Annotated in this window: 18 protein-coding genes; 11 read left to right on the top strand and 7 right to left on the bottom strand. The window is 73.5% G+C overall.

The features are described from left to right. Positions 1-2 precede the first annotated feature (2 nt). Positions 3-488: a hypothetical protein gene (locus tag ACGFZK_RS09815; RefSeq protein ID WP_393848329.1), complete on the bottom strand. Its 486-nt coding sequence runs from the start codon at positions 486-488 to the stop codon at positions 3-5. A gap of 17 nt (positions 489-505) precedes the next feature. Between ACGFZK_RS09815 and ACGFZK_RS09820 the strand changes: the two genes are divergently transcribed. The 3 genes from ACGFZK_RS09820 (at position 506) to ACGFZK_RS09830 (ending at position 2760) form a co-directional block, all read left to right on the top strand. Beyond that, a complete protein-coding gene (locus tag ACGFZK_RS09820; RefSeq protein ID WP_393848330.1) occupies positions 506-1417 on the top strand; it encodes an NADPH-dependent F420 reductase in 912 nt (303 codons plus the stop codon). A gap of 114 nt (positions 1418-1531) precedes the next feature. Continuing rightward, entirely contained in the window at positions 1532-1870 is a 339-nt protein-coding gene (locus ACGFZK_RS09825; protein WP_393848331.1) for a PadR family transcriptional regulator, read from the top strand. Further along, positions 1867-2760: a hypothetical protein gene (locus ACGFZK_RS09830; RefSeq protein WP_393848332.1), complete on the top strand. Its 894-nt coding sequence runs from the start codon at positions 1867-1869 to the stop codon at positions 2758-2760. The genes ACGFZK_RS09825 and ACGFZK_RS09830 overlap by 4 nt, the downstream gene beginning before the upstream one ends. Before the next feature lie 77 nt (positions 2761-2837). Here ACGFZK_RS09830 and ACGFZK_RS09835 read toward each other — a convergent pair whose 3' ends face one another. Beyond that, positions 2838-3638 (bottom strand): class I SAM-dependent methyltransferase, encoded by an 801-nt coding sequence (locus ACGFZK_RS09835; protein WP_393848333.1) that lies wholly within the window; start codon positions 3636-3638, stop codon positions 2838-2840. 270 nt (positions 3639-3908) lie between these two features. Between ACGFZK_RS09835 and ACGFZK_RS09840 the strand changes: the two genes are divergently transcribed. Further along, positions 3909-4313 carry a RidA family protein gene (locus ACGFZK_RS09840; RefSeq protein WP_393848334.1) on the top strand — a complete coding sequence of 135 codons (405 nt, stop codon included), beginning with the start codon at positions 3909-3911 and terminating at the stop codon, positions 4311-4313. Positions 4314-4374: 61 nt separating this feature from the next. On the opposite strand, the gene ACGFZK_RS09845 is transcribed toward ACGFZK_RS09840, so the two are convergent. After that, the gene (locus tag ACGFZK_RS09845) at positions 4375-5214 is read right to left on the bottom strand and encodes a dienelactone hydrolase family protein (protein WP_393848335.1); all 840 of its coding nucleotides are present in this window, start codon (positions 5212-5214) and stop codon (positions 4375-4377) included. Between the two features lie 261 nt (positions 5215-5475). Between ACGFZK_RS09845 and ACGFZK_RS09850 the strand changes: the two genes are divergently transcribed. The 3 genes from ACGFZK_RS09850 (at position 5476) to ACGFZK_RS09860 (ending at position 7041) form a co-directional block, all read left to right on the top strand. Beyond that, positions 5476-6126 carry an HAD family hydrolase gene (locus ACGFZK_RS09850; RefSeq protein ID WP_393848336.1) on the top strand — a complete coding sequence of 217 codons (651 nt, stop codon included), beginning with the start codon at positions 5476-5478 and terminating at the stop codon, positions 6124-6126. Between the two features lie 176 nt (positions 6127-6302). Continuing rightward, complete coding sequence (locus ACGFZK_RS09855) at positions 6303-6473, top strand: hypothetical protein (RefSeq protein ID WP_393848337.1); 171 nt, start codon at positions 6303-6305, stop codon at positions 6471-6473. Positions 6474-6753: 280 nt separating this feature from the next. Continuing rightward, positions 6754-7041 carry a hypothetical protein gene (locus ACGFZK_RS09860; RefSeq protein WP_393848338.1) on the top strand — a complete coding sequence of 96 codons (288 nt, stop codon included), beginning with the start codon at positions 6754-6756 and terminating at the stop codon, positions 7039-7041. Positions 7042-7135: 94 nt separating this feature from the next. On the opposite strand, the gene ACGFZK_RS09865 is transcribed toward ACGFZK_RS09860, so the two are convergent. Continuing rightward, on the bottom strand, positions 7136-7966 hold the full coding sequence (locus tag ACGFZK_RS09865) for an IclR family transcriptional regulator C-terminal domain-containing protein (RefSeq protein ID WP_393848496.1): 831 nt from the start codon (positions 7964-7966) through the stop codon (positions 7136-7138). 878 nt (positions 7967-8844) lie between these two features. Beyond that, positions 8845-9423, bottom strand: coding sequence for an RNA polymerase sigma factor (locus ACGFZK_RS09870; protein ID WP_393848339.1), 579 nt, complete (start codon positions 9421-9423; stop codon positions 8845-8847). Positions 9424-10040: 617 nt separating this feature from the next. Between ACGFZK_RS09870 and ACGFZK_RS09875 the strand changes: the two genes are divergently transcribed. Further along, positions 10041-11267, top strand: a complete 1227-nt coding sequence (locus ACGFZK_RS09875; RefSeq protein ID WP_393848340.1) for an FAD-dependent monooxygenase — start codon at positions 10041-10043, stop codon at positions 11265-11267. Between the two features lie 8 nt (positions 11268-11275). Here ACGFZK_RS09875 and ACGFZK_RS09880 read toward each other — a convergent pair whose 3' ends face one another. Then, complete coding sequence (locus ACGFZK_RS09880; protein WP_393848341.1) at positions 11276-11875, bottom strand: hypothetical protein; 600 nt, start codon at positions 11873-11875, stop codon at positions 11276-11278. Positions 11876-12010: 135 nt separating this feature from the next. Here ACGFZK_RS09880 and ACGFZK_RS09885 point away from each other — a divergent pair, with 135 nt between their 5' ends. Both ACGFZK_RS09885 and ACGFZK_RS09890 read left to right on the top strand, forming a co-directional pair. Continuing rightward, positions 12011-12688: a response regulator transcription factor gene (locus ACGFZK_RS09885; RefSeq protein ID WP_393848342.1), complete on the top strand. Its 678-nt coding sequence runs from the start codon at positions 12011-12013 to the stop codon at positions 12686-12688. Between the two features lie 85 nt (positions 12689-12773). After that, positions 12774-14141: a sensor histidine kinase gene (locus tag ACGFZK_RS09890; RefSeq protein WP_393848497.1), complete on the top strand. Its 1368-nt coding sequence runs from the start codon at positions 12774-12776 to the stop codon at positions 14139-14141. Here the strand turns inward: ACGFZK_RS09890 and ACGFZK_RS09895 are convergent. Next, on the bottom strand, positions 14122-14700 hold the full coding sequence (locus ACGFZK_RS09895; protein ID WP_393848343.1) for a hypothetical protein: 579 nt from the start codon (positions 14698-14700) through the stop codon (positions 14122-14124). The two genes, ACGFZK_RS09890 and ACGFZK_RS09895, sit on opposite strands and share 20 nt — an antisense overlap. A 515-nt stretch (positions 14701-15215) precedes the next feature. Here ACGFZK_RS09895 and fusA point away from each other — a divergent pair. After that, positions 15216-17291 carry an elongation factor G gene (gene fusA, locus ACGFZK_RS09900; protein WP_393848344.1) on the top strand — a complete coding sequence of 692 codons (2076 nt, stop codon included), beginning with the start codon at positions 15216-15218 and terminating at the stop codon, positions 17289-17291. Positions 17292-17293: the final 2 nt, after the last annotated feature.

Here is a 17293-nt window from a genome sequence, read left to right on the forward strand (position 1 = left end):
GGTCAGTCCCGGATGGAGACGATCTTGCGGGTGGCCAGGTCGGCCTGTACGAAGACCTGTGTCGTATCGCCGCCCCACGTCAGGGTGACCGTGGCGTTGGTCCGGCCCATGCCGCTGCCGGTGGAGGTGACCTTCCACTTGAGCGGCACGTTCTGTGCGCGCAGCACGCCGTTCGCGTGGTGCGTCTCCTCCCACTCCCTCAGCTCCGCCTGGAGGGCCTCCGAGAGGTAGAAGGCGCGCAGCCGGTCGGCGGTCGGGCCGTCCCCGTCGTACACCGCGTCGATGTAGGAGCCGTAGAAGTCGGCGATCCGGGTGAAGGCGCCCTCGGGGCTGCCCGAGACGGACGGGGCCGGAGCGGCCGCCGCGGCGGCCGGTGCCTGCCGCGCGGTCGAGCCGTCCGCCGAGGCGCTGGTGACGAAGGCGAGCGTGAGGACGGCCGTGGCCGCGAGAGTGAGGGTGGCGGTTCGCTTGGCTGAGAGCTTGGACATCGACTGGCCCTTTCCCCGTGCTGAATGGCTGCACTGACCGACGCGGTCCCGCCCCCGCCCGGTTCACGGAATGCGGAAAATGGCCGAAAAGTCACGCCTCCGGCCGTATCGGGCCCGTCAGGAACGCGCTCGCTCACGGATCGGGCCCCGTATGGCGGCCCGATCACATCGCCCGTCCGGGGGGCGGCCACCGCGGCCCGGAATGCGGTGCCGCCGAAGGGGGTTGGTGCGAACCCGACACTGATTCCGGATGCACTGGAGAGCTCATGAAGATCGGCATCATCGGCGCGGGCAACATCGGCGGCAACCTCACCCGCCGGCTCACGGCCCTCGGGCACGAGGTCTCCGTGGCGAACTCGCGCGGCCCCGAGACCCTGGCCGCCCTGGCCGAGGAGACCGGCGCCACCCCCGTCACCGTGGCGGAAGCGGCCCGCGGCGCCGAGATCGTCGTGGTCACGATCCCCTTCAAGAAGGTGCCGGACCTGCCCGCCGGCCTCTTCGACGAAGCCGCCGAGGGCTTCGCCGTCATCGACACCGGCAACTACTACCCGCGCCAGCGCGACGGCCGGATCGCCGGTGTCGAGGACGAGGGCCTCACCGAGAGCCGCTGGACCGAGGGGCACCTCGGACACCCCGTCATCAAGGCCTTCAACGGCACGTACGCCCAGGACATCCTCGACCGGCACCGCCCGGCGGGCGCGGCGGACCGGGTGGCGCTGCCCGTCGCCGGTGACGACGCGGCGGCGAAGAAGACGGTCCGCGCCCTCATCGAGGAACTCGGCTTCGACACGGTCGACGCGGGCGGACTCGACGACTCCTGGCGCCAGCAGCCCGACACCCCCGTCTACGGGCTCCGGGAAGGCGTCGACGCGGTCACCAAGGCCCTCACCGAGGCCTCTCCGGTCCGCCCGGAGGCCTTCCGCGGCTGACACCGCCGACGACCGCCGTGCGGCGCGGGGCCCTGTCGTGGCGGCGGGGAGGCCTGCGCCACGACAGGCCCGCACCCCGGCGTCATATGCCGGTGAGTGACCTACCATGCAGGCATGAGTGATCGTGCGATGCAGGAACCGACCCTCCTCCTCCTGACCGCCCTGGCGGACGAGCCCCGCCACGGGTACGCGATCGCGCGCGAGGTGGAGCTGATCTCGGACGGCCGCGTCAAGATGCGCACCGGCACCCTGTACGGCGCCCTGGAGCGCCTGCTGGGTCAGGGGCTGATCGAGGTCCACGAGGAGCAGATCGTCGACAGCCGGCTGCGCCGCACCTACACCCTCACGGCGGCCGGCCGGCAGAGCCTGGGCGCCGAGGCGCAGCGGATCGCCGCCACCGCGCGCGAGGCCGCGCGCCGCCTGGGCGTCTCCGGAGAGACGGCCACGGCGTGAACCTCCGGCTGCTGCGCCTGTACCCGGCCGGTTTCCGCCGCGCCTTCGGCGACGAGATAGCCGAGGCCTACCGGGAGGCGACCGAGGGCGCCGGCCCGTTCACCCGGCTGCGGGAGGCGGGGGACATCGTGGCGCACGCGCTGCGGCTTCGCCTGGGGGTGGGTTCAGCGCACCGCGGCGGCCGCCTCTTCGCGGCGGCGGCCCCCTTCGCGCTCGCCGCGACGGGCGCGCATGCCGCCTTCCTGCTGGCCTCGACCCTCAACCGCGCCTACGTCACCGGCCGCCCCGACTTCGAGACGCCGCTCGGGTACGCGATGAACGGCTTCCATCTCCTGACCCTCGTCGGCGCCGTGGTGGCGCTGAGCGGGCGTTTCGCCGTCGGCGCGCGGTGCGCGTTCGCCGGAGCCGCGGGCACTGCGGTCTGCCTGGTCGTCTCGGTGCTGCCGGGAGCCCTGGAGATGCCGCTGGAGCACGTGGCCTACCTGGCGCCCCCGCTGGCCATCGCCGCCCTCCCGTTGCTCTGCCCGCCGGACCTGCGCCCGCCGTGCCGGATCAGGACCACCACGGGCCTCGTGGCGCTGCTGGTCTGGGCCCCGCTGTCCGTGGTGCTCCTCGCCCTGCTCGACGCGGGCGGGTTCGGCATGATCACGCTGTGGCGGTTCGGCGTGACCGTGGCCGCCGCCCTGGTCCTGGCGGGCCGCCAGGCCCTGTTCGGCGTCCGCACCTTCGGCCGGTTCACCCTGGCCGCAGCCCCGTTCCTCGTCCTGGGCCACTTCGCCGGGGTGGTGGGCGAGGACACCGCGCTGCCGTGCCTGGTCCTGCTCGCGGCCACGGGCCTGGCCGTGCGCCTGTGGCAACGTAGGCGCCCGGACACGGCCGGCCACGCCTGAACCGAAGCCACGCCTGAACCGAAGCCATGCCCGATCCGAGACCCCGCCTGAACCGAGGACCCCGCCTGAACCGAGCGTCAGACCTCGGCACCGGCGTCGGCGCCGGCGGCACTGATGCGGATCTTGGACTGGCCGTGGCCGAGCTCCTCCCAGTCCTCCATGAAGCGTGCGGCCAGCCCGTGCCCGGCGGCGAGGTCGACGAGGGTCTGGGTGCGGTAGTAGAAGTCCTCGCGCAGCACCTGGTGTTCGGTGCCGGTGGTGCGGTCGAAGGTGAAGTCGAAGTAGCCCCCGGGCGCCAGGACGCGGCCCACGTGGGCGAAGCACTCGTCGATGACCTCGATCGGCGAGTGCGAGAAGACGCTGTGGGCGTGGACGACGTCGAAGTAGCCGTCGGGGAGGAAGTCCAGCGTCAGGTTCCTGGTGATGGTCAGGTGCGGGACCTTGGCCTGCAGCTTCCGGTCGGTCAGGGTCCGCTTCGCGGCGATGAGGATGTCGGGCGAGATGTCGATGCCGTAGTAGTGGCCGGCTTCGAGGTAGTCGATGAACCGCCAGCCGGCGCGGAGGTTGCCGCAGCCGATGTCCAGCATGCGCGCCCCGGGCGTCAGACCGTGCCCGAGCAGGTAGTCGAACTGCATCTGCCCGAGCGCCAGCCAGCGTTCGTGGGTCTGGCTGCCGACCGCGGCTTCGGGGTTGCGGCGGGTGTCCGAGGCCATCACGGCCCGGTAGTAGCTGACGTGGTCGGGGTGCTTGAAGGCCAGCCACCGGTCGCGGGCGGCCCGCTTCAGGTAGGGGGCGATGCGGTGCGGGCGGCTCGCGGCGTAGCGGACCTTGTGGACGAGGGACTCCCGGTTCGCGGTGAGGTTCTTCCTGGTGGCCATGAGCGCTCCGTCTCCATCGCAACGTGAATCCCCGGCGGAAGCCGTTGCCACCGGGAAGGATCTTCAGGCCCCCCACCATACGTCGGTCGCCGACATATACAAACCACTGGAGCATCCCGGGAAGCAGAAGGCGCCACGCGGCGTACGGGGGGTCGCGGATAGGGTGATTGTGGCGATATCACCCAGATTGCCACTCGGCGTCCTGCGGGTCCACACAACGCGCCCGAGGGGATGAGGCCTCGTCAGTCGCCCCTCTGGCAGCATGAAGAGATGACAGACATACGCCGGACCGGCGGTTCGGGATCACCCCTGGAGCCGCAGATCGGCTTCTCCCGCGCGGTGCGGGCGGGCCGGTACGTCGCCGTCGCCGGGACGGCTCCCATCGGGGACGACGGCTCCACCGTCGGCCCCGGCGACGTGCACGCCCAGACCGTACGGTGTCTGGACATCGCCGAGCGGGCCCTGCAGGACGCCGGGGCTTCGGTGGAGGACGTGGTGCGGACCCGCATCATGCTCACCGATGTGACCCGGTGGAAGGAGGCCGCCCGAGCGCACGGCGAGCGGTTCGCCTCCGTCCGGCCCGCCACCACCTTCGTGGAAGTGTCCCGCTTCATCGATCCGGACTGGCTCGTCGAGGTCGAGGTCGACGCGGTGATCACCGGGGAACGGAACTGAAGACGCGGGCCCGGCGGGGCCGGGCCGGTCGGCAGCGCACGACTTCGGCCGCGCGATCAGGTCATACGACGGGCGCGGGCCGTTCCCCGAGCAGCCGGGTCCGGAACAGGTCGAGGACCGTGTCGAGCGCCTGCCGGGTGGGCTGTCCGGGTTCGTCGATGAGGTGTTCCGTCAGGACGGAGTGCGGCGCGAGGGCGCCCTCCGGGTTCGCCGCGCCGTCGTCCAGCTCGACGGCGACGAACGCGTCACCGAGCTCGCGCCGGAGGTACGCGAACCGGCCGCCGGGTACGAGCCGGTCGCCCCGGAAGCGGAGCCCCAGGACCTGGAGCCCCTCGCGCTCGCAGCGCCCGCGGACGACCGCGAGGTCCTCCGGGCTGATGTCGATGGCGCCCGCGCGGCTCGCGGTGCAGGCCAGCGGGAGCGACGGCTGGGACAGCACCGGGGCGACGAGGCGCTCGTCCGTGGCCATGGCCAGGGCGAATCCGCCGGTCAGGCACATGCCGACGGCGCCGACCCCGGGGCCGCCGCAGCGCTCGTGCTCCGCGGCGGCCAGGGCCCGCAGCCAGCCGACGACGCGCGAACTCCGCCCGGTGGCCAACAGGGTGAACTCGCGGCTCACGCACACCTGCCACATCGTCGACGCCAGGTAGCGGCCGGCGCCCGCCCGGCCGACGGCGGCGGGATTCGGGTCACGGCCGGGCTCGCCGAAGAGCACCGGGAGGACGGCCGTGCAGCCGGCCGCCGCGACGTGCTCGGCGAACTCGAGGACCTTGGGAGTGATGCCGGGTATCTCCGCCATCACGATCACCGCGGGGCCCGTGCCCCGGCGCAGGATCCGGCGGGTGGCGCCGTCATGGGTGAACGTGCTCTTCCCGAACCCGCTCAGGTCGTGGTCTGCCACGCGCCCTCTCCTTTCGGCGGCCCTCCTGGACGACATCAAGTTACCGAGAAGTAGACCCTCGTGGTCACCGTTTCCGGTTCGTCCTGCACGGACTCCTGCTCGGCGCCGTGACCCCGACGACCTGCTACGGCACGAGGGTGCGGCCCTCGACGGCAACCCGCGGTCATCGCCGGACTCTTCGCCATCTCGACTCCCCCGACCCGGACTTCGCCCTCGTCACCCCCTGACGGCCCGCCCTCGGCCCCGCTCTATGCTGCGGGAATGATCAAGCCGATTGAACTCGTGATATTCGACTGCGACGGGGTGCTGGTCGACACCGAACGCATCGCGCTGCCCCTCCAGGTCGCGCTGGGAGCGGAGCTGGGCTGGCCGCTCACCGAGGCCGAGGTGATGGACCGGTTCATCGGGCGCTCCACCGCCTCCATCCACGAGGACATCGCGGCCCGGGTCGGCGAGGAGACCGCCGCCCTCTGGCGGGTGCGCTTCGAAGAGCTCCACCGCGACGCGGTGGACACCGGGTTGTCCGCCGTCGAGGGACTGCCCGAGGCACTCGGTGCGATCACCCTGCCGACCTGCGTCGCCTCCAGCGGCTCGCACGAGAAGATGCGCCACACCCTCGGTCGCACCGGCCTGTACGAGCACTTCGAGGGCCGCATCTACAGCGCCACCGAGGTCAGCCGTGGCAAACCGGCTCCGGACCTGTTCCTGTACGCGGCCCAGCGGATGGGTGTCGACCCGGCGGCCTGCATGGTGGTCGAGGACAGCCGTCCCGGTGTCGAGGCGGCCCGCGCCGCCGGTATGCGGGCCTTGGGCTACGCGGGGGGACTGACCCCGGCCGCACGGCTCGAGGGCCCCGACACGGTCGTCTTCCACGACATGCGCAAGCTGCCCGGCCTGCTCGCCGAGCTCTGAGAGCGGGAGCAGGGGCGGGGCCGGGGCGTTCCCGTACCAAGGACCAGGAATGGGCGCCGGTCCTGGCGGCCGTCGCCGCCCGACCGGACCTGCCGGCCGCCGCCGTCCTCGCCGACCCGACGCTCGCGGGCGCGGCGAGGCTGCTCTACACCGACGGCCGCGCCGTTCCCTCCGAGGTGGTCGCCGAGGACGCGACCGTCGAATCCCTGGAGCTGCGGCTGGTCCAGCACCTCGTCGGCTCGTTCTCGCCGTACCGCAACCACCGTGACGCGGGCGGCGGGCGCCTCTTCCGGGAGCAGCACCGCCATCGGCCCGGCTCAGGGCAGGCACCGAGGCGGCCGTGCTGAGCCTGCTGATGTGGCTCTTCCCGGCTTGGTCGGGGCCGTCACCCCCACACACCCGTACGACGACTCCGCGGCCCTCCACGGGTTCGGGTTGTTCCTGGGCTCGGTCGCCGGGGTCGGCTGGTACGTGTGCCTCCGGCACCGGCTGGACCTCGGGGCCTGCCCCGACGGACCCCGTCCACCGGGTGCGCCTGTGGCTGCTGCGGTGCATCCCGGCCGCCGTGACCCTGCTGCCCGCAGCGACCGTCTCCTTGTTCCTGGCCGCCACACGCTGGGGACCGCGGTGGGGTTCGCGGAACAGGCCGCCGGGCAACCGGGGAGACGGGTGTGCCTGTGCGAGCTCGCCCTGGTGCCCGTCCTGCTCTTCGCGTTGACCGTGACGTCCGGATTCGCCGTCCAGGCGGTGCCCGTGCTCCTGCCGGTCCTGCCGGGCGTGACGGTGACGGGACACTGGCTGCGTGCCGTCATCGCCTCGCGCTTCGCGCTGTGGGGCCTGTACCCGGCGGTCCTGCTCGATCTGCTCGGCGAGGCCGCCGGCCCGGAGATCCTGCGGGCGGGACCGGACGGCTGATCGCCGGTGTCACACGACGGACGGGCCCGCCGCACCCCAGGTGCGGCGGGCCCGTCGTCCGCGGTGATCGGATCGGCCCGGGGTGTGTCTTCTTCTAGGCCGTGGGCGACAGGATGGTGTCCTCCGGCCGGCGTGCCGTGGACGGGGTGCTGCCGGCGACGATCAGGGCGAGTAAGACCGCGGCCGCCTCGCTCTGCAGGATCCGGGCGGCCTGCTTCAGCCGGCCGGGGTCGGGGACCGGGATGGACAGGGCCACGCATTCCGCGTTCGGGCCCGCGGTGATCGGGACCGCCGCGCACACCGTGCCGATCGCGTACTCCTGGAGGTCGAGCAGCGGAGCGTTGGGCGGGCGGTTGTCGAGCTGGTGGAAGAGGTCCTGCTGGCTGGTGAGGGTGTGGGAGGTGAAGCGGGTCAGCCGGTGGCGGGCCAGGTGGTCCGTGCGGTCGTCGTAGTCGAGCTGGGTCAGCAGCGCCTTGCCGACCGCGGAGGCGTGGGCGGCGACGCGGAAGTCGACCCACTCCTCGACCACGGGGGCGGCCGGGCCGTCGGCGTACTGGGTGATGGAGACCTCGCCGTCGGTGTAGCGGGCGACGTAGACGGCGGCGCCGACGGCGTCCCGCACCCAGGCGAGGGTCTCGCGCAGGTGCCCGCGTCCTTCTCCGTTCGCGGACTCGGCCGGCAGGAGGGCGTTGCCGGCGACGTACGCGTCCGGTCCGATCGGGGTGACGAGGTCGGCCCGGATCAGCTGCTCCACGGCCCGGGCGAGGACCAGTTGCGGCAGGGACGTCTCGCGGGCGATCTGGGTCAGGTTCACCCCGCCCGAATAGCGGTTGATGACTTCCAGGACGCGCAGCGCCTGGTGTACGGATTCCAGCGGGGCGGGGGCCGGGCGCCCTTCGGGGGTCTTCCGGGCGGCCTGGGTCAGGTGCGGTTGTTTCAGTGCGTCGAGCGCCCACGCGTTCGCCTGCTCCGTCAGGTGCAGGGGGTTCAGCCGTGCGTTGCGTGCGACGGCGACGGCGACCTGCGGGCCGGGGGTGAAGACCTCCCCCAGGTCGGGGTGCTCCTTTCGGGCGCGGGCCATGAGTGCCTGGCTCAGTCGTACGGGGAGCCGGCACGGGGGTCGACCGGCCCGTCCGGGACCGGTGGTGAGGGTGGTTAGGTCCTGGGTGGTGATGGGCGGGGAGGTCCAGATGACCGAGGCCCCGAGGGTCTCTTCGAGGTCTTCGGGGAGATGCGGCAGGGGCGGCAGGTGCTCTTCCGGGGCCAGGGTCAGGGCCTGGTGCTTCCAGTAACGGGCGGTCGCGACCTCGGCCCGGGAGAGGTGGAGCAGGTAGAGGCAGCGGGCGGCGGTCCGCGATCCCGCCCCGGCCGCGTACTGGAACCAGAACTGCGCGCCCTCCATCCGGTCGGCCAGGTGGAGCAGGCAGCCGAACAGCAGCGCCGAGTCCACGCCGTGGGGCCAGGAGTCGGCGTCGAGGGCCAGTTCGGCGAAGGCCCGGCTCTCCACGAGGCACCAGGTGAGGTCGTCCAGGCCGCGGGCGGCGCGTACGTGGCAGGCGGCGTCGAGGACGAGGTCGTCGGCCGTGGCGGAAGTGGCCTCCCGGCGCGCCGGCGGGGTCACGGCCCCGGGAGGGCCGGTGGTGCCGGTCGCCGAGCGGGCACGGTCGGCGACGATCCGCCGGGCGATCCGGCGGCGGGCGGCGCCCTCGTCGTATCCGGCGTACTCCTCCGCGAGGACCGTCGCGTCCTCCAGGGCCGCGTCCAGTTCGCACAGCGGCATGTCGCGGTGGCGGGGCATGTCGCTCACTCGTCCTTCTCCTCTCCGGGGATCCAGTCCACCCCGAGCTTGCGGGACAGTGTTCGGCGGGCGCCGCGGATGTGCGAGCGGACCGTGGCGGGGGTGATGCCCATCATCCGGGCGACCGTGTCGGAGTCGTTGCCCAGGAGGAAGGCCAGCAGCACCACGTCGTACTGCCGCTCGGACAGGCCCGCGATCGCCGCGTACAGCCCGAGTTTCGACTCCAGCAGTTCCAGCCGCTCTCTGGAGGAGCGGCGCAGCGCGGCGAACCACGCCGTCTCCACCATCGCCACCTGCCGGCCCAGGGCCGCCAGCCGCCGCTCGACGTGCTCGCGCAGCACGGCCCACGCGAAGCCGTGGAGACTCGCCTCCTTCAGGGCTTGGCGCCACACCTTCAGGAGGAAGGTGAACACGTCGTCGACGACTTCCTCGGCGTCCTTGCGGTTGCCCAGCTGCAGGTGGGCGTAGCGCAGATAGGCGCGGTGCTGCTGGGAGTGGAAAGCGGTGAAGTCCACCGGCAGGACGCCGGCCAGTTCGTTGGAGACCGCGCGGTCTCCCGATGGATCGAATTCGCCTTCGCTCATACGCTCCCCCACAGCTGTTCGTCCCCGCGCACCGGGGCGGCGGGGACCTCATGGTGGCGGGCGCGGGGAGCGGCACGGCGGGGGCCGGTGGATGGCCCGCCGGTGCCCGTCCGTACCCCGGCGCCCGGCAGGCGCATGGGCGCCCTGAACACCTCGATGACGAGAAAACGGGCAGTGGTGACTAACAGCGCGAGGGCGGCCGTCTCGGCAACATTCACGTCGGCGCGGAACCTTCCAAGTGGATCATGAGTAGCCGGCTTGCCTGCCCCCGAACCGGCAGCCGTGGAGCACCAGGCGCTCCCAATCACCACCCCATCGGAAAACGAGCCCGATCGTGCAAGCCGGCCCTCGGAAATCTTCTGGAGGAAGTGCATCCGCTTCTCCGTGCGCCCCGGTCCGCCCGCGCGCGCCCCGGCGCGCTCCCCGCTACCGGATGCCTGATGTCGGTTGTCGGTTGCCGGATGCCTGATGCCTGATGCCTGATGCCTGCATGGTGCGCAGGGTGGCCGACCGCGCAGCGCGTTCCGGCCACCGCGCCGACGACGGCGCGGCGTTCTGAGTAGAGTGACCGGCCCTGTGCGGGTCTCGTCCGTGGTGCACTTCGGCAGGAGGCGGTTATGCGGGGCGGAATGATCGCGGTGGTCGGCGGGAGCATTGCGGGCTGCGCCATCGCCACGGCGGCGGCGCGGGCGGGCGCCGGCGAGGTCGTGGTACTGGAGCGCACGCGCGGCCGGCTCCAGGACCGGGGCCTCGGGCTGTGCATCCACGACGAGCGGGCCGTCGAGCTCGGCGCGAGCGGTGCGCTGCCCGAAGGGATCGCGGCGCACCCGCTGCGGCAGCGCCGCTGGGTGGTCCGGGACGACGCCCACGGGACGGGTGGCCGGGTGATCTGGGAGCAGCCGTTCCCCTTCCACTCCTACCACTGGGGCCTGCTCTGGCAGGGCCTTCGGGAGTCGGTTCCGGACTCGGTGGTCTACCGGCAGGGCGAAACGGTGACGGGCGTCGAGGAGAGCGGGACCGGGACGCCGGGCGCCGGAGTACGGCTCGCGAACGGCTCGGTGGAGCGGTACGACCTGGTCGTCGGAGCCGACGGGTACCGGTCGGTGGTCCGCGCGGCGCTCTGCCCGGACTCCCGTCCGCAGTACGCCGGTTACGTGTGCTGGCGCGGCAACGTCGACGCGGGCCGGCTCGCGGACCTCGGCAGCGTCGCGGACTCGGCGCCGGAGGCGGTCACCACGGTCTGCTTCCCGGGCGGTTCCTGCGTCGTCTACCGCATCCCCGGGCCGGACGGACCGCGGGTGAACTGGGTGCTCTACGCCGCTCCGCCGCAGGACGGCGGGCTGCGCCTCGACGATCCGACGAGCTTCCCGGCGGGCGGCCTCACGCCCGAACTGGCGGGGCACCTGGCGGCGTTGCTCGATCGCGAGTTCCCGCCGTACTGGGGGCGGGCGCTCGCGCTGACCGCCCCGGCGGACACCTTCGTCCAGCCCATCTACGACATGGAGACCCCGCGCGCCGCCGCCGGACGGCTGGTGCTCGCGGGGGACGCGGCGAGCGTCGTACGCCCGCACAACACGAGCGGAGCCGCCAAGGCACTGCAGGACGCCACCGCCCTCGCCGACGGCTGGCGCCGCTGCGGGTCCTTCGAGGAGCTGCTGCGCGGCTACGAGGAGACCCGCGGCGCCGCCGGACGGGAGCTGGTCGCCCTCGCCCGCCGGCTGGGCCGCGCTCAGGTCGAGCGGACCCCGCCCTGGGCGGGCATGAACGGCGGCGAGATGGAGGTCTGGTGGCGGGGGCAGCTCGGCCCGGCCACCGGTATCGGGGGCCGGGCCATGACTCCGTAGCGCTGCGCTCAGCGGTCCTTGGTGGTGTTGCTGGTGATCGTGCCGTCGGTGCCGGAGACGGTGACCGCGTGCCGGACGCCGTCGGAGCCGATGACCACGGCCAGCCAGGCGCTGCCGCCCCCCTCCTGGGCGACGGCGCGCAGGCCCTCCACCTTGCCGCCCGGCACGGCCGCGGCGGCCTTCTCGGCCGCCTCGCCGATGGCCAGCGAGGGGATGGGTGCGGGCGCCGGGGCTTCCTTGACGCCCTTGGGGCGGCCCGGCTCCTCGTGCACCTTCGGGCCGTCCGGGTGGCCGGGTGCCGCCGGTCCCCGTTCGGCCCGCGGTCCGGCGTCCTGCGGGCCGCCCCGGGAGCCTCCCTCGGGTCCGGGTCCGGCCCAGGCGATGCGCGGGCCCCGGTCGACGCGCCCGTGGTGGTCGTGGTGCTCGGCCACCGCCACCGCCGTCACCCCGCCGACGACCACGACGGCGACCGCGCCCGCCGCCACCCAGCGGGCGCTCTTGCCGCGGGGGACGAGACGGCCCAGGGCCGCGGACTTACGGGTTCCGGCCTCGGGGGCGGTCACGGGGGCGGTCACGGCCTGCTCGGACGGCGGGACAGAATCAGTCATACGGGCACTCCTCAGGACAACCGGGCGTGGTGCGCGGCTCGTTCCAGAGCATGTACAGCGGATGCTGAAGCTCCGCTGAAGCCACCTGAAGACCTCTTCAGCCGGCAGCGGAGCACTACTGAGATCCTGTCCGGCATGCGCGTACTGGTGGTGGAGGACGAACGGCGGCTCGCCGTGGCCCTGCAGCGTGGGCTGCAGTCCGAGGGGTTCACGGTGGACGTGGCCCACGACGGGCCCCAGGGCCTGTGGATGGCCACGGAGCACGACTACGACCTGATCGTGCTCGACATCATGCTGCCCGGGCTGAACGGCTACCGGGTGTGCGCGAAGCTGCGCGCGGCCGGCAACGAGTCGGGGATCCTGATGCTCACGGCGAAGGACGGCGAGTACGACGAGGCGGAGGCACTGGACACCGGCGCCGACGACTTCCTGTCCAAGCCGTTCTCCTATCTCGTCCTGGTCGCCCGGCTGCGCGCGCTCGGCCGCCGCACGGGCCGCCGACGGCCCCAGGTGATGCGGTTCGGCGACCTGCAGCTCGACCCCGCCCGGCACTCCTGCTCCCGCAGTGGTACGGAGATACGGCTGACCGCGCGGGAGTTCGCGGTCCTGGAGTACCTGGCCCGGCGATCCGGCGAGGTGGTGCCCAAGCGGGACATCCTGGAACAGGTGTGGGACAGCGCCTTCGACGGCGATCCGAACGTGGTCGAGGTCCACGTCAGCGCCGTCCGCCGCAAGATCGACGCCCCGTTCGGCCGGGCCGCGCTGGAGACCGTACGCGGAGCCGGGTACCGGCTGGCGGCCGACGGTGGCTGAGCGTCCGGGCGTGCGCGAGCGCGTGGGCACCCTCGTGCGTACGTCCTCGGTCACGGCCTTGCGGCGGTGGCCGGTGCTGCGCCGGATGTGGCCGACCACCGTACGGGCGCGGGCCACCGTGGGCGCCAGCGTGGTGGTGGCCGCGGCCCTGGCACTGGCCTCGTTCGCCCTGCTCGGGCTGCTGGAGGCGAACCTGCTCCGCAACGCGGAGAACGACGCCCGGCGGCAGGCCGAGACCGTGGCGCAGCTCGCCGCCACCGGGAAGCTGGGCCGCGTACGTCCACCTGCCCGCGGCATCGACTTCGTCCAGGTGGTGGCCGCCGACGGGCGCATCCTGTTCGCCAGCCCGAACCTGGCCGGTGTGCCCGCCTTCCCGCCGCCCGCCCCCGGCGTCCCGGGGACCCGTTTCCACACGTGGCGGGTCCGCCCGGTCGACGGTGAGTACCGGCAGCGGGTCGTCCAGGTCGTCACGCAGACCCCGGACGGCATGGCCATCGTCTACGCCGGCGCCTCCCTGCGGGACGCGGACGCGGCGGACGACACCACCACCGCCGCCCTCGTCATCGGCATGCCCCTGCTGCTGGCCACCGTCGCCCTCGTGACCTGGCGCGTCACCGGCCATGCGCTCAGGCCGGTGGAGGCGATCCGGGCGGAGGTCGCCGAGATCTCCGACCGCGACCTGCACCGCCGGGTGCCGGTGCCGGCCACCCGCGACGAGGTCGCCCGGCTGGCCGCGACCATGAACGCCACCCTGGACCGGCTGGAGGCCTCCGGTATCCGCCAGCGGCAGTTCATCGCCGACGCCTCCCACGAACTGCGCAGCCCCATCACCGTCCTGCGCACCCAGCTGGAGGTGGCCCTGGCCGTCCAGGACCCGGACCTGTGGCCCGAGCTGATCGGCGGGGCGCTGGAGGACATCGAACGGCTCCAGCACCTCACGGCCGATCTGCTGCTGCTCGCCCGCATCGACGCGGCCCAGCCCGTGGTCACCGCCCCGCTGGACCTGACCGCCCTGGTGCGCGAGGTGGTGGAGAGCCGCCTGGGCGACCCCGTCCCCGTACGGCTGTGGCTGGAACCCGATGTCGAGGTCACCGCCGGCGCGCTGTGGCTCGGCCGGGTCGTCACCAACCTCGTCGACAACGCCCAGCGCTACGCCGACGGGCGCGTGGACGTCACCCTGCGCACCACGAAGGGCCGCCGGCCGGGCACCGCCGTCCTGGAGGTCGTCGACGACGGCCCGGGCATCCCGGCGGCGGACCGGGAGCGGGTCTTCGAACGCTTCACCCGCCTCGACGACTCGCGCAGCCGCGACCACGGCGGAGCCGGCCTGGGCCTGGCCATCGCCCGCGACCTGAGCACCCACCACGGCGGCACACTGACGGCCGAGGGCGGCGGGGACGGCGGCGAGGGCGCCCGGCTGGTGCTGCGGCTGCCTACGAGGCCCCGGCCGTGACGTCCGGCCGCAGGGCGCTGCGCCGGGCGAGCCCGGTCGCGGCGGCGAGGAGGATCAGCGCGCAGAGGCCGGCCCGCCAGGGCGAGGTCTCGCCCGCCGGTGCCGGGGAGACCCGGCGCTGCGGATCGTAGGCCACCTCGATCTCCTCCCCCGCCGCCGCGAGGGGGCGGTCGTCCTTGAGCTCGGCAGGGTAGCCGTCCGGGCAGTGCAGTTCGAGGCGGTACACGGACTTCTCGGGCGGGCCGCCCTCACCGGCCGAAGCCTGCACCTTGGTGTGGACCGCGCCCACGACACAGGTGGCGACCTCCGCGCGGGCCGTCGCCTGATCCGCGGCCGCCACGGTGAGCAGCAGCCCCACGGCCAGGAAGAGCACCCCGAAGAAGCCCCCGCCGCCGTCGACGCGCACGAAGTACGCCACGCACGCGGCGGCGATCAGGACGGCCCCGCCCGTCACCGCGACCGCGATCGGTGGCGACGCCGGGCCCGCCAGGTACCAGTGGGTCCAGCCGTACACGGCCGCCGCGGCCACCACCGGCATGGCCACGGTGAACCACCGCATCCGCCGCCGCTCTCCTCCCGGCACGCACACCACCCCCGTGAGGTGGGACGCCGCCGGGGCCGCCCCGGTTGCCGGTGACGCGGCGTCAACCCGCCCCGGTGCAAGGCCCGGAAAACCCGGTGCCCCGGGAAGGCCTGATCACTAGACTCGCCGTGCGTGCTGCCGACAGGGGCACCGCGCGCCTCATGCCGAGTGATAGAGAAGGGGAGCCGCGCCATGTGCACGTACCGCACTGCCGCCTTCGCTCCCCCGTCCCGGTACGACGTGATCCCGGTGTCTCGCAGCGCGCGGTGCCGGCTGCGCGGCCGTCACCGTATGCCCGTAACCCACTTCTAGGGTTCCGTTCCCTCCTGCTCCCGCTCCCCCGTACGCCCTTGCGTCCTCCTGCCCGGACCTGTTCCGGACCTGTTCCGGACCGGACGGCGGCTTTGCGGCTGCCCGGGAGCCGGGGCCGGCGTCCCGGGTCAGGGAATCGCGCTGCCCTCTTCCTCTGCACACTCGAAAGGCCTCGGGCCATGCGCGCCAACAGGCACCCCCTCACCACCGCTTCCCCCGCCACCGTCCGCAACCTGGGCATCCTCGCCCACGTGGACGCCGGCAAGACCACCATCACCGAACGCATCCTGTTCGCGACCGGTGCCATCCACAAGCGGGGCGAGGTCCATCACGGCACGACCGTCACCGACTTCGACGCCCAGGAACGCGATCGCGGCATCACCATCTTCGCCGCGGCCGTGAGCTGTGCCTGGGGCGGTCACCGCGTCAACCTGATCGACACCCCGGGTCACGTCGACTTCTCCGACGAGGTCGAGCGTTCCCTGAGGGTGCTGGACGGGGCGGTCGCGGTGTTCGACGCCGTCGCCGGAGTCGAACCGCAGAGCGAGACGGTCTGGCGGCAGGCCGACCGGCACGGTGTGCCGCGGATCGCGTTCGTCAACAAGCTGGACCGGGCGGGCGCCGACCTCGACACGGCGGTGGCGTCGATCCGTGGACGGCTGGGCGTGGTTCCGCTGGTGGTACAGCTGCCCATCGGAGCGGAGGACTCGTTCTCCGGCGTCGTCGACCTGCTGGGGATGCGCTCGCTGACCTGGCGGCCCGGCTCCGACACCTACCAGGTGGGACCGGTCCCCGAGCCGCTCCGGGAGGAGGCGGCCCGGCGGCGCCGGCTCCTGGAGGAGACGGTGGCGGAGCTGCACGCCGATGCCCTGGAGGAGTTCTGCTCGGCTTCGGCCCTCACGGAGCGCACCCTGGTGCGCGCCCTGCGGGAGCTGACGCTGTGCGGGGACGGCGTGGTGGTGCTGTGCGGCTCGGCGTACCGCAACCGCGGGATCGAGCCGCTGCTGGACGCGGTGCTCGCGTACCTGCCGTCGCCCTCCGACATGCCTCCGGTACGGGGGCTGGCGGCGGACGGCGTGGAGCAGGAGCGCGCCCCCGACCCGGCGGCGCCGTTCACGGCCCTCGCCTTCAAGGTGACGGCGACGGCGACCGGTCGGCTCACCTACCTGCGGGTCTACGCGGGCACGCTGCGCAAGGGCGCGACCGTACTGGACGCGGCCACGGGCCGTACGGAGCGGGTCGGCCGGATCCTGCGGGTCCAGGCCGACCGGCACGAGGAACGGGAGGAGGCGGTGGCCGGTGACATCGTGGCGGTGATCGGGCTGAAGGCCGCCCGGGCGGGCACGACCCTGTGCGCGCCGGGCGCACCGCTGGTCCTCGAGCCGCCGTCGGTGGCCGAGCCCGTGGTGTCGGTCGCGGTCGAGGCCCGGCGCAACAGCGACACGGGCCGGCTCTCGGCGGCACTGGCGCGGCTCGCCGAGGAGGACCCCTCCCTGGTGGTGCGGTCCGACGCGGAGAGCGGCCAGACCGTGCTGTCGGGGATGGGCGAACTGCATCTGGAGGTCGCGGTGGAGAAGATCCGCAGCGGTCACGGGGTGGAGGTCGTCGTCGGCCGACCGCAGGTCTCCTACCGGGAGACCGTCGTGCGCGGGGTGAGCGGCCTGGTCCACCGGCACGTCAAACAGGACGGTGGTGCGGGCCAGTTCGCGCACGTCGTCCTCGACGTCGAGCCGCTGGAGGAGCCGTGCTTCGAGTTCCGGTCGACGGTCGTCGGCGGGCGCGTACCGCAGGAGTACGCGCGCGCCGTGGAGGCCGGCTGCCGGGACGCGCTGGCGGAGGGTCCGCTCGGCGGGTTCCCGGTGACGGGGCTGCGGGTGACGCTCACCGACGGGGCGACCCACTCCAAGGACTCCTCGGAGATGGCGTTCCGCGCGGCGGGCCGGTTCGGGCTGCGCGAGGCCCTGCGCCTGAGCACGATGGAGCTCCTGGAGCCGCTCGTCGAGGTCACGGTGACGGTCCCGGAGGACGGTGTCGGAGGCGTGCTGGGTGACCTCGCGGCCCGCCGCGGGCGGGTCTGCGGGTCCACCGCCGAGGCCGGGAGCGCGGTGATCACGGCGGCCGTGCCGCTGGCCGAGCTCTTCGGCTACGCGTCCCGGCTGCGCGGCCGGACGCAGGGCCGGGGCACGTTCACCACCCGGCCGGCCGGTCTCGCGCCGGTTCCGGCGTCGGTCGCGGGGGCCCTGCCGGCCCGGTGACC

Source organism: Streptomyces sp. NPDC048257, from assembly GCF_043201855.1.
Taxonomy (GTDB): Bacteria; Actinomycetota; Actinomycetes; order Streptomycetales; family Streptomycetaceae; genus Streptomyces.